The organism is Methanoregula sp. (genome assembly GCF_049510175.1).
GTDB lineage: Archaea > Halobacteriota > Methanomicrobia > Methanomicrobiales > Methanospirillaceae > Methanoregula.
In genome coordinates this window covers 281464-294772 of sequence record NZ_JBEKZF010000001.1, presented here as the reverse complement: position 1 = coordinate 294772, position 13309 = coordinate 281464, and the positions used below count along the sequence as shown (strand labels likewise).

15 protein-coding genes are annotated in these 13309 nt (G+C 55.4%); 11 read left to right on the top strand and 4 right to left on the bottom strand.

Annotated features, from left to right (window positions below; genetic code table 11):
• The first annotated feature begins 14 nt into the window (after nucleotides 1–14).
• Both tfrA and tfrB read left to right on the top strand, forming a co-directional pair.
• Nucleotides 15–1643 (top strand): fumarate reductase (CoM/CoB) subunit TfrA, encoded by a 1629-nt coding sequence (tfrA, locus tag ABSG49_RS01505; RefSeq protein ID WP_424024328.1) that lies wholly within the window; start codon nucleotides 15–17, stop codon nucleotides 1641–1643.
• Nucleotides 1640–3106, top strand: coding sequence for a fumarate reductase (CoM/CoB) subunit TfrB (gene tfrB, locus ABSG49_RS01500; protein WP_424024327.1), 1467 nt, complete (start codon nucleotides 1640–1642; stop codon nucleotides 3104–3106). The genes tfrA and tfrB overlap by 4 nt, the downstream gene beginning before the upstream one ends.
• A 1066-nt stretch (nucleotides 3107–4172) precedes the next feature.
• Here the strand turns inward: tfrB and ABSG49_RS01495 are convergent.
• Nucleotides 4173–5321 carry an FAD-dependent oxidoreductase gene (locus ABSG49_RS01495; RefSeq protein ID WP_424024326.1) on the bottom strand — a complete coding sequence of 383 codons (1149 nt, stop codon included), beginning with the start codon at nucleotides 5319–5321 and terminating at the stop codon, nucleotides 4173–4175.
• 117 nt (nucleotides 5322–5438) lie between these two features.
• Here ABSG49_RS01495 and ABSG49_RS01490 point away from each other — a divergent pair, with 117 nt between their 5' ends.
• Nucleotides 5439–6791, top strand: coding sequence for a LamG domain-containing protein (locus tag ABSG49_RS01490; protein ID WP_424024325.1), 1353 nt, complete (start codon nucleotides 5439–5441; stop codon nucleotides 6789–6791).
• A 7-nt stretch (nucleotides 6792–6798) separates the two neighbouring features.
• Here the strand turns inward: ABSG49_RS01490 and ABSG49_RS01485 are convergent, their stop codons facing one another.
• Entirely contained in the window at nucleotides 6799–7302 is a 504-nt protein-coding gene (locus ABSG49_RS01485; protein WP_424024324.1) for a rubrerythrin family protein, read from the bottom strand.
• Between the two features lie 214 nt (nucleotides 7303–7516).
• Between ABSG49_RS01485 and radC the strand changes: the two genes are divergently transcribed.
• Nucleotides 7517–8170 carry a RadC family protein gene (radC, locus tag ABSG49_RS01480; protein WP_424024323.1) on the top strand — a complete coding sequence of 218 codons (654 nt, stop codon included), beginning with the start codon at nucleotides 7517–7519 and terminating at the stop codon, nucleotides 8168–8170.
• Between the two features lie 62 nt (nucleotides 8171–8232).
• On the opposite strand, the gene ABSG49_RS01475 is transcribed toward radC, so the two are convergent.
• On the bottom strand, nucleotides 8233–8826 hold the full coding sequence (locus tag ABSG49_RS01475; RefSeq protein WP_424024322.1) for a flavodoxin family protein: 594 nt from the start codon (nucleotides 8824–8826) through the stop codon (nucleotides 8233–8235).
• A 117-nt stretch (nucleotides 8827–8943) separates the two neighbouring features.
• On the opposite strand from ABSG49_RS01475, the gene ABSG49_RS01470 reads away from it, so the two are divergent.
• From ABSG49_RS01470 to ABSG49_RS01440, 7 genes are all read left to right on the top strand, one after another.
• Nucleotides 8944–9195 carry a zinc ribbon-containing protein gene (locus ABSG49_RS01470; protein WP_424024321.1) on the top strand — a complete coding sequence of 84 codons (252 nt, stop codon included), beginning with the start codon at nucleotides 8944–8946 and terminating at the stop codon, nucleotides 9193–9195.
• A gap of 129 nt (nucleotides 9196–9324) precedes the next feature.
• Nucleotides 9325–9450, top strand: a complete 126-nt coding sequence (locus tag ABSG49_RS01465) for a desulfoferrodoxin FeS4 iron-binding domain-containing protein (protein WP_424024605.1) — start codon at nucleotides 9325–9327, stop codon at nucleotides 9448–9450.
• A 6-nt stretch (nucleotides 9451–9456) separates the two neighbouring features.
• Nucleotides 9457–9816, top strand: a complete 360-nt coding sequence (locus tag ABSG49_RS01460; protein ID WP_424024320.1) for a carboxymuconolactone decarboxylase family protein — start codon at nucleotides 9457–9459, stop codon at nucleotides 9814–9816.
• Between the two features lie 16 nt (nucleotides 9817–9832).
• Nucleotides 9833–10477 (top strand): peroxiredoxin, encoded by a 645-nt coding sequence (locus tag ABSG49_RS01455; RefSeq protein ID WP_424024319.1) that lies wholly within the window; start codon nucleotides 9833–9835, stop codon nucleotides 10475–10477.
• A 146-nt stretch (nucleotides 10478–10623) separates the two neighbouring features.
• Entirely contained in the window at nucleotides 10624–11277 is a 654-nt protein-coding gene (locus tag ABSG49_RS01450; RefSeq protein WP_424024318.1) for a DUF5591 domain-containing protein, read from the top strand.
• Nucleotides 11278–11339: 62 nt separating this feature from the next.
• Nucleotides 11340–11954, top strand: coding sequence for a flavodoxin family protein (locus ABSG49_RS01445; protein ID WP_424024317.1), 615 nt, complete (start codon nucleotides 11340–11342; stop codon nucleotides 11952–11954).
• A 7-nt stretch (nucleotides 11955–11961) separates the two neighbouring features.
• Nucleotides 11962–12567 carry a flavodoxin family protein gene (locus ABSG49_RS01440; protein ID WP_424024316.1) on the top strand — a complete coding sequence of 202 codons (606 nt, stop codon included), beginning with the start codon at nucleotides 11962–11964 and terminating at the stop codon, nucleotides 12565–12567.
• Between the two features lie 21 nt (nucleotides 12568–12588).
• Here the strand turns inward: ABSG49_RS01440 and ABSG49_RS01435 are convergent, their stop codons facing one another.
• Nucleotides 12589–13239, bottom strand: coding sequence for a site-2 protease family protein (locus tag ABSG49_RS01435; RefSeq protein ID WP_424024315.1), 651 nt, complete (start codon nucleotides 13237–13239; stop codon nucleotides 12589–12591).
• Between the last annotated feature and the right edge of the window lie 70 nt (nucleotides 13240–13309).

Genomic DNA, 13309 nt, shown 5'->3' with positions numbered 1-13309 from the left:
CACAAAATAATAAGATGCTTACAGATGAGGTTGTGGACTGCCACGTGCTGGTGATCGGGAGCGGAGGTGCGGGTGTCCGCGCTGCCATTGAGGCGTCGCAATATGGCGACACGATCCTCATCTCAAAAACCATCGTGGGTAAAGGCGGGTGCACCCCGATGGCGGAGGGCGGGTACAATGCGGTCCTGAGGGAACAGGACTCGTGCGCGATCCATTTCGAGGATACGCTTAAAGGCGGGGCATACCTCAACGATCCGGCGCTGGTGAACATTCTCGTCAGGGAATCCCCGCTGCGCATGGGAGACCTTGTAAAGTGGGGTGCGGTATTTGACTTCACGGATAAGGATGAAGTTGCCCAGCGCCCGTTCGGTGGCCAGCGATTCCCCCGGACATGTTATGCCGGCGACCGCACCGGCCACGAGATGATGACGACTCTTGTCGAGCAGCTCGATGCAACGAAGGTCACGACCCTGCAGGAGTTCACGGTTATCGACCTGCTGAAAGACAGGGATGCAGTCATCGGGGCAATGGCGCTGGATGAGAAAGGCAGCCTTGTCATCCTGAAAGCGGACAGCACGATCCTCGCGACAGGCGGGGGTACGAAAGTCTACGATATTTCCACAAACTCGTCCAGCGGTACCGGTGACGGGTACGCAATCGGGTACCGTGCCGGCGCTGAATTGATCGATATGGAGATGGTCCAGTTCCACCCGACCGGCGCGGTCTTCCCCTACGATGCCCGTGGGAGACTCGTGACCGAAGCGGTCCGGGGCGAAGGCGGAATCCTCAAAAATTTGAAGGGCGAGCGGTTCATGAAGAATTACGATCCCGCCCGGATGGAACTCTCCACCCGGGATGTCGTTGCCCGGGCGATCGCCACCGAGATTATACAGGGGAGAGGGACGGCACACGGGGGGGTTTACCTTGATGTGACCCACCTTTCCCGCGAGCAGATAGAGACGCAGCTGCCGGTGATGCTCGAACAGTTCCTGAAGTTCGGCGTCGATATCCGCACCACCCCTATGGAAGTTGCTCCCACGGCCCACCACATCATGGGCGGCCTCCGTATCACACCTAATTGCCGGACTACACAGCCCGGCCTCTTTGCCTGCGGCGAGGTCTCCGGAGGAGTACAGGGCGCCAACCGGCTCGGTGGCAATGCCCTTGCCGAAACGCAGGTCTTCGGGAAGCGTGCAGGGGAGGCAGCGGGAAAATCAGGAACGCGTCAGAAGAGGGTAGACCAGCGCCAGATCGATGCACAACAGAAGCGGCTCGACGGGTTTCTGAGCGGAAATACGAACCCGGCCCAGGTCAGGAAAGAACTCCAGCTGGCCATGTGGCGGGGTGCAGGCATATTCCGGAACGCGGGAGATCTTGAGAAGACGCTGGCGACAACAATGCGGTTGTCGGCCGTGCAGCTCCGGGCTGCATCAGCCCGGAACCTTGCGGAGTGCTGCATCGTGCAGAACATGTGCCTGACCGCTTCGCTCATCTGCCGGGGCGCCCTGCGCCGCACGGAATCCCGTGGGGCACACATGCGTACTGATATCATACAGACACACGACGCGGAGCATTCGCCCTATGGCCACACGTTCATCTCCCAGTCCCGCGGGGGCATCGAGATGAGGGAGGTGCAGATATGAAGGAGCTCACGGTCAGGGTATCCCGGTTCGATCCGGATACGGAGAGGGAGCCCCGGTTCGAGACCTACACCGTGAACGTCAACGATGGGGCACGCGTGCTCAACGTGCTCCATGCAATCCACGACGAGCTCGACCCGACGCTCTCGTACCGCTACTCCTGTGCTTCGGGCCAGTGCGGGAGCTGTGCGGTGCGGGTGAACGGTGAGCCGGTCCTTGCCTGCATGGAGGAGGCACGGGACGGGATCACGATCCAGCCCCTGAACCTTGCCGTGAAAAAAGATCTCGTTACCGATCTGATACCGAGGCTCGAACAGATCGCCTCCCTCATGCCGAAAAAAGAGACCATCCTCCCGAAGAAGGCCGATATCGACGCGATAAAACCGTTAAAGGACTGCATCGAATGCCTGGCCTGCGTCTCGGTCTGTCCCGCCGTGGACGTGACGAAGTTTCTCGGACCGACCGCGATGCGGCAGGAGATGCGGCTCGTGCTCGATCCGCGGGACAGCGGCGACCGCATCACAGATGCGGTACGGGACGGCCTCTTCACCTGCACTACGTGCCAGGCCTGCTGGAAGGTCTGCCCGAAGAAGATCGAAATCCCGGGCAAGGCAATCGAGAAACTCCGGGCGCACGCGAACAAGCGTGGGCTCACCCTGCCCCGTCACAAAGAGGTCGCGGCCCTTGTCCAGGAGACCGGAAGGAGCATTCCCCGCACCTCGGAATCGTTCCTCGAAAAGGTAAGCGATGTTATTGAGCCGTACGGGCCGGTAAAGGCAACGGTCGGGTTCTTTATCGGGTGTATGTACAACCTCCGGCAGCAGCAGTCTGCACTCGACGCGATGGAAGTCCTGCAGCGCAATGGCATTCGCGTTATCATCCCCAAGGAGCAGGTCTGCTGCGGCTCGCCGCTCATCCGGACCGGGCAGCTCTCGTACGTGGATACGCTCAAACAGCGGAACATTGAGACCTTCCGGTCGCGGGGTATCGACACCGTACTCACCATGTGCGCCGGCTGCGGTACTACGCTCAAGAAAGATTATACAACACCGTTCAAAGTCATCGACATCAACGAGCTCCTCACGCAGTACGGTATCGAACCACCGGCACGGCTTCGGGTAAAAGCAACGTACCATGACCCGTGCCACCTGATGCGGGGGCAGGGCATCCGCGACCAGCCCCGCGAGCTGATCCGGCAGGTTGTTGATCTTGTGGAGATGCCGTCCATCTGCTGCGGGAGCGGCGGGGGCGTCCGGGCCGGCAATCCGGATGAGGCGGCGGCGCTCGGCAGGCGACGGGGCGAGGAGATCAGGAAGACCGGCGCAGAGATTGTGATCACGTCCTGCCCGTTCTGCGAGTTCCACATCATGGGCCATACGGACAAGCCGGTGAAAAATATTGCGACCGTCTTGCTGGAAGGGTACCGGGAAAAGGACCGGAAGAAAGTCGCGGGATTGAAAGACTGAATGCCCGTTCAGCATTCCATAATTTTTTGAAAAATTTTTCCGGGCCGTGCGAAATTTCGTAAACCGTATATTTTTTTCGGATCTTTTTCGTATCCGGAAGAAGAAAAAGTCTGGACACTCTTGGGGGCTCTGCCCCCGCTGCGTGGGCATCCCCCAGTTGTGATAGTTCTGTATTACCACATATTGTGGAGAATTTTCTGTATAAATTTCTGTAAAGGTAATATAGGGACATCGCACTGCGCCCCGAAGTCGAAGAACGCTTCGCGTTCTTCTCCTGCTTCGGGTCTGAAGACCCTCAGCATCCCCCAGCGGGGATGTCGAATCTCATCAGAGATGAGACAGAATAAGAACCATCAGGTTCTTCGACCCTGGTGGCGCAAGAGGGGGGCGATCCGGTACCCTCCTCCTGAAAGTCAGATCTTCCGTATAGGGTATATAAACCCCCTTTCACCGTCGGAGAGTGGGTAAATTAGGGATGCCGGGAGAGATACCCTCTTCAGGTTCCGGTTCTCCGTCGGAGACCCCTGACCTGAAAGATGGGTCGGACCCCCCGGGAAGCGGTAATTCGGGAAAATGCCACGGTAATTCGGCCAGGCAAACGCGTTTTCACGTCGGCAGGACACCCACGGTATTTAGCAGCATTTGGGCGCTGAAACAGGGTCCGGGACAGGATTCAGATGTTATTGAACCGGAGGCCTGTTTTGGGGAGTCGATCTTCCGGGAGCCGGGAACCTGTTCCATCGTGCTGCAGAGGATTATACACCTCCTGACCTGCTGCATGCACCAGAAGACAGGATGAACACCGCTGCTCGCTGCGATCATCGAGCCGGAGCGGGGCGGACTGCCACTCGCTGCGAGTGCTGCTGGAGGAGCGGCCGGGGCGGATGTGTCATGAGCGGGGAAATAAAAAAATCCCGGGAAATAATTTTTTAAAAAAAAATTTCCGGACAATTTCCGGAAATAATCCGGCCAGATCTTTTTCCGCCATTGTGCCGCGACAATTCAATGAGAGAAAAAAGAAAAATGATCCGGAAAAAGCCGGGACCAGAGTACCGCCCCCGGTTCCTTACTGCTTCATCAGGTACTCGAACGCCTCAAGCGATGCCTTTGCACCATCACCGGCAGCAATGATGATCTGCTTGCTCTTGACATTGGTCACGTCTCCCGCCGCAAAGATACCGGGGACACTGGTCCGGCCGTTGATATCCACGATGATCTCTTTTTTCTCGTTCAGGTCAAGGAGTCCGTCTACCATGTCCGTGTTCGGGAGCCAGCCTATCTCGATGAAGACCCCATCGACATCGATCTTCTGCTCAGCGCCCGATTCATCCTTGATAGTGATTCCACTCAGGAACTTGTCGCCCTGGAGTGCTGTGATCTGCGTGTTCGTGTGCACCGTGATATTCTTCTTTGAGTTCAGCTTCTCGATATAGACCGGGTCGGCCCGGATCATACTGCGGGTGATCAGGCTCACCGATTTTGCGATATCACTCATCTCAAGAGCGGTCTGGAGCGCGGAGTTTCCGCCACCGACAATCGCCACGATCTTGCCCTTGAAGAGCGGGCCGTCACAGGTGGAGCAGATCGAGAGCCCGCGGCCGATATACTGTTCCTCGTTTGCCACTCCAAGCTTTTTCGGCCGGTTCCCCTGGGTAAGGATCAGCGCCCGGGCCCGGATCGTATTGTCCGAGAGGGTTTTTACAACGAATATGTCCTCCTCCCGGGCGATGGCCACGACCTTGTCCAGCTCCAGACGGATATTGAGGGTCCTGACGTGCTCCTCGAACTTCTTCATCAGGTCCTCACCGGAGATCATCCGGTAGCCCATATAGTTCTCGATCGCCCACGATTCCAGCGCCTGCCCGCCAATATTCTCGCTGATGACCATGGTATTGAGCATCTTCCGTGCGCAGTAGACGGCCGCCGTCAGCCCGGCCGGACCTGCACCAACAATCAGGACCGTATAGATATCCGTGGCATCAGTCTCACCGAAGAGCTCATTGAGCCTGGGTGCATCGAACCCGACAATCACTTCATTGTCAACCATGATGACCGGAACCCCGCGCTGGCCCGACAGTTCGATCATCTTCTGTGCAGCATTTTCATCAGCGCCGACATCGACACTTTCGTAGGGGACGCCATATTTCTCGAGAAATGCCTTGGCCATCCGGCAGTACGGGCAGTTTTTCGTCGAATATATGGTGACTTTGGTCATTATGCGGTACATGTTCCGGAAAAATATAAACATATTGACGGGGGCAAAGAGGGTCAAACCCGTTTCCATCGCAATGTTCTTTTTGAACGAGTTCAAATACACCATTGGAAACAAACCATGAACACCGACCCATTCATTCGGAGGCTGAGACAGTACCTCTTTCTCTGCATCATACTCCTGGTGCTTGCCGGCAGTGTTCATGCCGCTCCTGCCGTCACGAGAACACAGGGTGAACCGGCAGTTTATCTCGACTTCAATGAAGGAAGCGGTAATACCGTCCTTGACGCATCAGGTCACGGGAATGCAGGGACAATATATGGGGCAACACGTACCGAGAGCGGAGGGTGCGGGGGAGCACTCCTGTTTAACGGTACGGGAAGTTACGTAAGTATACCGTTCACGACCCAGAACCACCCGGAAAAGGAGATCACCGTTTCGACCTGGTTCTATGTGGATTCGTTTGCCCCCCAGGCCCTCGTCTCGAGTGATGACGATGGCGGATACTGGCTGGGATTTGGAGACGGGAACGACTTGTGGTGGACCGTAACTACCGAAGGTTCTGGTGTTGTTGCCGTACCTGTGCAGCATGAGGGTATCACGCTCCGCCAGTGGCACCATGTTACGGGTACCTATGACGGGCAGGCCGTGAAGATCTATCTCGACGGGGCACTGAGGAACAGTGTCAATGCCTCGGGCCCCATCCACTATGAATACAATAATTATATTATCCTCGGCGCTGATGCCGGGATTTCTGCATCACCGGACTCTGCATGCCCCCATTATCTGAAGGGCGGGCTTGACGAGGTCAGGATATACGATACTGCGCTGGATTACAGCCAAGTGATGGACGACCGGTACCGCTGCTCAGCAGAACCGGGAGTTCTCCCGCCAGAACAGGTGAATGTGACGACACCCGTGTCTTCCTGCGGTTCCAGTTCCGGGGCCCTGCATCTCAACAACGGGGAATCTGCTTCCCGGACCCTCGTGTTCTCTGATAAAACAGTAAACGGGACCTGGCACGTTTCCGTGCCCGCAGGTTCGAAGCTTGTTGTCAGTGGATATGATCTCTACTCTTCATCATACCCGGACGCATGGTATATCGAAATTGCAGACGAGAAGGAGGGGCGTGTGGACAGATCAATTGCATTCCCCAACACCAACAATGCACCGGTTGAGGGCGTGATCCCTTCCGGGAATGCTTCGGTGTATATCCGGTATTTTGACGGGAAATACCGTTTCCCGGCCAGCGTCGGGATCCTCTTCCAGTGCGTTGCGGCAACTCAACCCCTGTCGGTCATTCCCCAGAATATCCTTGCCAATCCCAGCATCGTGATCTATTCGGCATCGTGGGCGACACTGATCGCGTTACTCCTCGTCATTATCTGGCTCCACCGGCGCAGGACGACGATAAAGGAACAGAACCACGGATCAGAAAAAGATGCAACGGATACTGGTGACAAGAAAGAGTAAAAAAGAATTACAGGGTGATTTCCCGGAACTGCTTACCGAAAACCCCGCAGATCGGGCACTTGTCGGGAGCCTTGCCCAGTTCGATATTACCACAGACCGGGCAGAGAAACACTTTCTCCCGCCCGAGGTCATGGCCGGCCTTGATGGCATCGAATGCCTTCTTGTAAAGACCTGCATGCACCTGCTCTGCCTTCATCGCGAGGGTGAAGGCGAGGAGCGCATCGGTCTTTTTCTCTGCCTCGGCAGTCTTGATAAAACCCGGGTACATCGAGGTATACTCGTCGGTCTCCCCCGCGATGCTCCCTTCAAGGTTCTGGGCGGTCGGACCGATGGCAGAGAGCACTTTTAACAGTTTTTTTGCATGGATGGCCTCAGCCTCTGAGGCAGCCTTAAAGAGCGTCGCTACACTCTTGAACCCTTCCTCAGCAGCTTTCTCAGAAAAGGCCAGGTATTTCCGGTTTGCCTGCGATTCTCCGGCAAACGCTTCCTTTGCATCGTCACTTGTTGCCATGAGGGAATGGTATGACAGGAAGTTGTTCTTAAATTTTCTTGATGCGGCACACGGGCGATAACCGGAAAGCCGGGAGGGCACGAGAACGCATTTTATTATTGGAATAATTTAACATGAATAAAAAAGAGAGAGTTATGATGGTTATGGACAGTATTCCTGGTCCCGGGAAAGCACTCAGGAATACCGGCCAGGAAAACAGGTTTTTATGAGAAAAATGAGAGATGTACCGCTCCAGGACAGGCCTCGCGAAAAGATTGAAAAAAAAGGTGCGTCTGCACTATCGGATACTGAGTTGATAGAGGCAATTATCGGGCGGGGCACGCGACAGAGGGATGTCCGGGAAATTGCAAAGGACGTGTGCGGGATCCTTAAGGAAAAACAGGATATCCGGTACGAGACTATCCGGGCAATCGAGGGAATCGGCCCTACCAGAGCATCCCAGATTATGGCTTGTTTTGAGATGGGAAGGAGATATTTTGCACCCGAAGTGGCAGGCGGGAAGGTCACAAAACCTGATGACATCCTTCCCCTTATCGCCCACCTCCGGGACAAACGCCAGGAGCACTTCTGCTGCATCACCCTCAATGGTGCCGGCGAAGTGCTTGGCAACCGGGTTATCACTGTCGGCCTGCTGAATCACAGCCTTGTCCACCCCCGCGAGGTATTTGCCGATGCAATCACAGACCGGGCGGCATCGATCATCTGTGTGCATAACCACCCCTCGGGCTCCCTTGAGCCAAGCAGCCAGGACATGGCGATCACCACCCAGCTCAAGGAGGCCGGCTCTCTCGTGGGAATCCAGCTTATCGATCATGTCATCGTCACGAAAACCGGGCACCTGAGCATGCGGGAACGCGGGATGATCTGATAAGGTTTTGTCAAAATTCTTTTTCCTCATCTGCAACAAGATACAGCCGTTAAAGGGGCGGGTCACGGGTTTTGTGTCTTCCCAAGAGCCAATCCCTTATTATACGCGGCTTTGAGGAGTTCGGGCTGTGTCGTGATATCGCGGATCGTGTCCATGTCGCTCACCAGCAGCTCGTCCCAGTACTGGCAGTCGATGATGTCGAGGAATGACCTCGTGGTAAGTTTGGCGCCGACAAACACCTCCGGGACGTTCATGCCGGAGATGCAGATAAAGAGCGCTTTTCGTGCGGCCTTCTTCTCTGGTGAAACAAGGGATTTTTTCCTCAGGTACTTTGCCATGAAAAAGACCTGGAAGCGGTCCATGAAGGACTTGAGTTTCCCGGGAATGCCCATGTTCATGATCGGCGTGGCGAGGATAAGGCAGTCCGCATCCCGGAGTTTCGGGTACATCTGCTGCATGTCGTCATCCAGGATGCAGGTCTCATGGTCCTTGCAGAACATCATCTCCTGGCAGGCCTCGAAACTGAGGTTCGGCACCACGATCTTTTCCACCGTACATCCTGCAGCCTCTGCCCCGTCCAGCGCCCGATCCAGCAGACGTGCGGTATTACCCTCGGGAAGGGGGCTACCTAAAATCCCGATTACCCTGCCAGCCATAATACAACTGGAGATAAATGTGCCATATAGTTTTGCAAAGCGCAGGAGATTTTTCCACCAATAATGGGGGAAGGACGGGATATGCACCAACACAACCCATATATATCTTTGGCGTGAATGAGAGGTTTGGTGTTTCGTTTGACCGAACAGAAAACCTACAGTGCAGGCCAGAAAGTCGGGCCGGGCAAATACGTTTGCATTGACTGCGGAAAAGAACTGACCCTCGACGAGAGTGAACAGGACCTCAGGAAATGCCCTTCCTGCTCCTGTGCGGAGTACCAGTGTTTCCCGATGACCCACATCCGCCCGGATATCAAGACGCCGGAAGATGCCAAAAACCCGCCCAAACGTGGCAAGAGCTTCCAGTAACTTCTTATTTTTCCCCGCAGCGTACTGTCGTTGTGAATACTGGTGCCGGACATCGGCAACAGCCGTCTGAACGGTTTGTCGCATGGCGTCCGGCACCAGGCAAATCCTGTTGAAGAGAGAGTGACCATCATGGTGAATGTGTCCAAGGAGGGGCAGGTTTTCAAATGCGAGATCTGCGGCAATGTTGTTGTGGTCAGGGAAGCCGGCGGAGGAGAACTGATCTGCTGCGGCGAACCGATGCAACTTGAGGAGTGATTGAATATGGCAAAAGCTACAACCAAGAAAGACTTAAATGACCTGGAGAAGAAGATCGGCAAAGTCCCGAAATTCTTCAAGGAACTGACTACGAACGATCCAGAGATGTTCGATCTCGTCATGAAGTTCGAGAACCACATCTGGGACGACGGCAAGCTCACGAAGAAGACCAAGAAACTGATCGCGATTGCGATCGCTGCCGCCCTCCGTGACCAGCACGCGGTCCGGGCCCAGCTTGCGGGAGCTGCAAACCTCGGCGTCACCAAGGCGGAAGTGGAAGAGGCGCTCCGCGTCACGTTCCTGCTCTCAGGCATGCCAGCCTATGTGTACGGCAAGGCACAGCTTGATGAAATCATGAAAAAGTAATGCAAGGAGTGCAAGTATGACTGAAGAAACCTTTCCGGCTCTTCCCCTGCTGGGAGAGCCTGCCCCGGACTTTGAAGCTGATACAACGCAGGGTCCGATCAAACTCTCGGACCAGAAGGGGAAATGGGTGGTGCTGTTTTCGCATCCTGCCGATTTCACTCCAGTCTGTACAACGGAATTCATAGCGTTTGCCGCGATTCACGATGAACTTGCGGCGCTCAACGTGAAGCTGATCGGGCTTTCCGTTGACAGTATATCGGCACACCTTGCCTGGGTGCGCAACATCAAGGAGAAGATGGGTGTCACCATCCCGTTCCCGGTCATTGCCGACCTGAACATGAAAGTGGCAACGAAGTTCGGCATGATCCACCCGGCCCTGAACTCGACAGCGGCGGTCAGGAGTGTTTTCTTCATCGATGACAAGGGAATCATGCGGGCGATGATCTACTACCCGCAGTCGAACGGGCGGTTTATGCCCGAGATCATCCGGATGGTAAAGGCGCTCCAGACAACTGACAAGTACAAGGTGTCAACACCGGCAAACTGGCAGCCGGGCGACAAGGTTGTCGTGGCCCCGCCAAAGACCGCGGCCGAGATGGACAAGCGCCTGAGCGAAGGATACGAATGTAAAGACTGGTATCTCTGCTACAAGAAGGTGTGAGCCCGGACATAACCCCTCGGGAGGTACCGAACACCCCCTTTTTTATCTGCGTGACTCGCCACCAATAAAAACCATTTCTATCCTGACTGCACGGTCTGGTGATCGTTTGGTTCATCTGCTCCGGGAGCGATCTGGTATGGAAGACGATGGCAGACGATAAGCCGGAAGACAAAGATGCTGGTCCATTGCCGATCCTCACCGATCCGCCGTTCTACCTCCCGGAGTTCGAGCAGTCGTACCGGTACATCATCGACGAGTATGAGATCACCCGGAAGGACATCGCCATCTTCATGCCCTGTGCAGTCCGGAAACCCTACAGTGCAAGCCCCAGCCACCAGCTGATCAGGATGATCATCTCCCAGGTGTTCGAGGAGCCGCAGTACCATATGGTCATCTTCGGGACCTGCGGCATCGTCCCCGCAGAACTCGAGGAGATGTACCCGTACGCCCATTACAAGTACATGCTCGGGAAGTGCAAGGATCCCAAGATCCTCGAGGATTTCCTCCGTATCGAGACAGACCGCGTTGCAGGATACCTCGAAAAGACCCGCCATACGTACATGTACCGGATCGGGTACTGCATCGGGCTCTTCCGCGAGGCACTGATCCGGGGTTCGGAAAAGTCCGGGGTTCCCATCAACCTGATCCTTCCCACCCGGGACATGATCAACAAGGTCGTTGAGGAGGGTGACTGCGTCTTTGAGGAGGGCAGTCTCTCCATGGACGAGTACCTGGGCGAGTTCTGCAACGAGCTGATCCGGTTCCGGAATGCTCACTATGGCAGGGTCCGGGATCACTGATCGTGGATTTACCCTGATCACCATCCAATTATTTTTCAACGCGGATGACATAGAACAGAGTAATGACGATCAAAGTCCTCGCCTTTGCCGGGAGCCCGCGCCGGCACGGGAACTCTGAGACGCTGCTCGACTGGGTGCTCGCATCGATGGCAGAGGACCCCGACATATCCATAGAAAAGGTCCCGCTCACCGAGGCGAATATCAATATCTGCCGCGGGTGCAATGCCTGCGAGACCCTCAACAAGTGCATCCAGCGCGACGGGATGGACATATACCACGATAAGATCATCGAAGCCGACTGCATCCTCCTCTCCTCCCCCATCTACTGCATGGGCATCGCTGCTCTGCCCAAGGCTCTCATCGACCGGGCGCAGGTCTTCCGGTCGAGGAAGTATGTCCTCAAACTCCCCATCGTGCCACCGGAACGGAAAGGAAAGCGGCTCGGCGCCTTCCTTGCCAGTGCCGGCCAGGACTGGAAGTACGTCTTCGATGCGGCTGTTCCTTCAGTCAAATGCTTCTACCATGTGATCGACATCAGGGACGCCGACATCAGCTACCTCATGATCAACCATGTTGACGAGAAGGGCGCAATCGAAAAACACCCGACTGCTAAGGCAGATGCCATGAAGCTGGGAAAAACCATGATCGCTGAGCTGAAAAAAAGGCTCGCAACCTGAGGTTGCCATGGTCGTTACCGTTCTTGGAATTTCAGGAAGCCCGCACCGGCACGGGAACACCGAGACCCTGCTGGACAGTTTTCTTGACGGGGCGCGATCGGCCGGGGCGTCCGTAGAGAAAGTGGTGCTCAAAGATCTCAGCTATTCTCCCTGCCGGGGATGCAATGCCTGCCATAAGACCGGGGAGTGTGTCGTGAAGGACGACGCGATCTCCCTTTTCGATAAGATACTGGCTATGGATTGCATTGCCATTGCTTCTCCCATTTATACCATGGGTATCACCGCAGAACTCAAAGGGCTGATCGACCGGGGACAATATCTTTGGGCTCGGAAATTCATATTGAAAACCCTGTATTTTTCCGATGAGCACATAAGGCGCCATAAAGGGCTCTTTATCTCGACTGCCGGGCAGAACTGGGATCACGTGTTCGACGGGGCATTTCCCGCAATCACCGCGATCTTCAATGGCACCGGTTTTGAGTACTACGACAATATCATCGCAAACAATATGGACGAGTACAAGGGAATCAAAAACCACCCGACCGCCATGAAGGATGCATTTCTCAAGGGGCAGAAGGTCGTCGGGGAGATAGAGAAACTCAAAAGCCAGTAACGCGGCTGTACTAAAAAAGGATCAAAGAAGGTAGAACGAGGCGACCAGCGTCCCGAAGGCTGCGACAATCAGGACGATGAATATCACGAAGTTCCACGCGAGTACTTTCCTTCCGTCAAGGATGCTGACCGGCAGGAGGTTGAATGCCGCGATCATTGCATTGATCTGGATCCCGGCAAGACCGATCTTTGCGGGAAGGCTGCCCGTCTTGAGTGCCATCACTCCGCCGGCAATAAAGAACAGGGCGGCAAAGAGGATGCACAGGACAAGGTTGATGACCGGTCCTGCCGCTGATATAATCCCGTTCTGTTCCCTGCTCAGGCCCCTTCCGTCAGGAGAATAAATGACGGTCGCTCCCGGGGCAGCGAATACAAACCCGACCAGTGCCGCCATGACCACGGCAACGAGGAGCATGGTGTTGTCCTTGACAAATTCCGCCCAGTACCCGAACCGGATCGCGACGAATTTGTGGGCCATCTCGTGGAGGATAAACCCGATCCCCACTGTTAGGAGGGCGATCCCGAAATAGATCAGGGCATTAAGGGGATCGATTGACGCAATAGGACCGAGAATGCCATAGGGAGTGAGGTTGATGATAGTGAACGATAATGCGATTGCCATCCAGGCAACAAAAAGATCCGCTTCTTCGCGCCGGGTTATTCGTTCGAGCATGTGAGACACCAGATCAGATGGGATTTCCTGTGTTAATTGCTTTGGCGTTCGTGCTCGTAAGCATTACGTT

Bases quoted from the DNA above. Each gene is read 5' to 3' on its own strand.
- tfrA (WP_424024328.1), top strand. From the start codon at position 15: ATGCTTACAGATGAGGTTGTGGACTGCCACGTGCTGGTGATCGGGAGC.
- tfrB (WP_424024327.1), top strand. From the start codon at position 1,640: ATGAAGGAGCTCACGGTCAGGGTATCCCGGTTCGATCCGGATACGGAG.
- ABSG49_RS01495 (WP_424024326.1), bottom strand. From the start codon at position 5,321: ATGACCAAAGTCACCATATATTCGACGAAAAACTGCCCGTACTGCCGG.
- ABSG49_RS01490 (WP_424024325.1), top strand. From the start codon at position 5,439: ATGAACACCGACCCATTCATTCGGAGGCTGAGACAGTACCTCTTTCTC.
- ABSG49_RS01485 (WP_424024324.1), bottom strand. From the start codon at position 7,302: ATGGCAACAAGTGACGATGCAAAGGAAGCGTTTGCCGGAGAATCGCAG.
- radC (WP_424024323.1), top strand. From the start codon at position 7,517: ATGAGAGATGTACCGCTCCAGGACAGGCCTCGCGAAAAGATTGAAAAA.
- ABSG49_RS01475 (WP_424024322.1), bottom strand. From the start codon at position 8,826: ATGGCTGGCAGGGTAATCGGGATTTTAGGTAGCCCCCTTCCCGAGGGT.
- ABSG49_RS01470 (WP_424024321.1), top strand. From the start codon at position 8,944: ATGAGAGGTTTGGTGTTTCGTTTGACCGAACAGAAAACCTACAGTGCA.
- ABSG49_RS01465 (WP_424024605.1), top strand. From the start codon at position 9,325: ATGGTGAATGTGTCCAAGGAGGGGCAGGTTTTCAAATGCGAGATCTGC.
- ABSG49_RS01460 (WP_424024320.1), top strand. From the start codon at position 9,457: ATGGCAAAAGCTACAACCAAGAAAGACTTAAATGACCTGGAGAAGAAG.
- ABSG49_RS01455 (WP_424024319.1), top strand. From the start codon at position 9,833: ATGACTGAAGAAACCTTTCCGGCTCTTCCCCTGCTGGGAGAGCCTGCC.
- ABSG49_RS01450 (WP_424024318.1), top strand. From the start codon at position 10,624: ATGGCAGACGATAAGCCGGAAGACAAAGATGCTGGTCCATTGCCGATC.
- ABSG49_RS01445 (WP_424024317.1), top strand. From the start codon at position 11,340: ATGACGATCAAAGTCCTCGCCTTTGCCGGGAGCCCGCGCCGGCACGGG.
- ABSG49_RS01440 (WP_424024316.1), top strand. From the start codon at position 11,962: ATGGTCGTTACCGTTCTTGGAATTTCAGGAAGCCCGCACCGGCACGGG.
- ABSG49_RS01435 (WP_424024315.1), bottom strand. From the start codon at position 13,239: ATGCTCGAACGAATAACCCGGCGCGAAGAAGCGGATCTTTTTGTTGCC.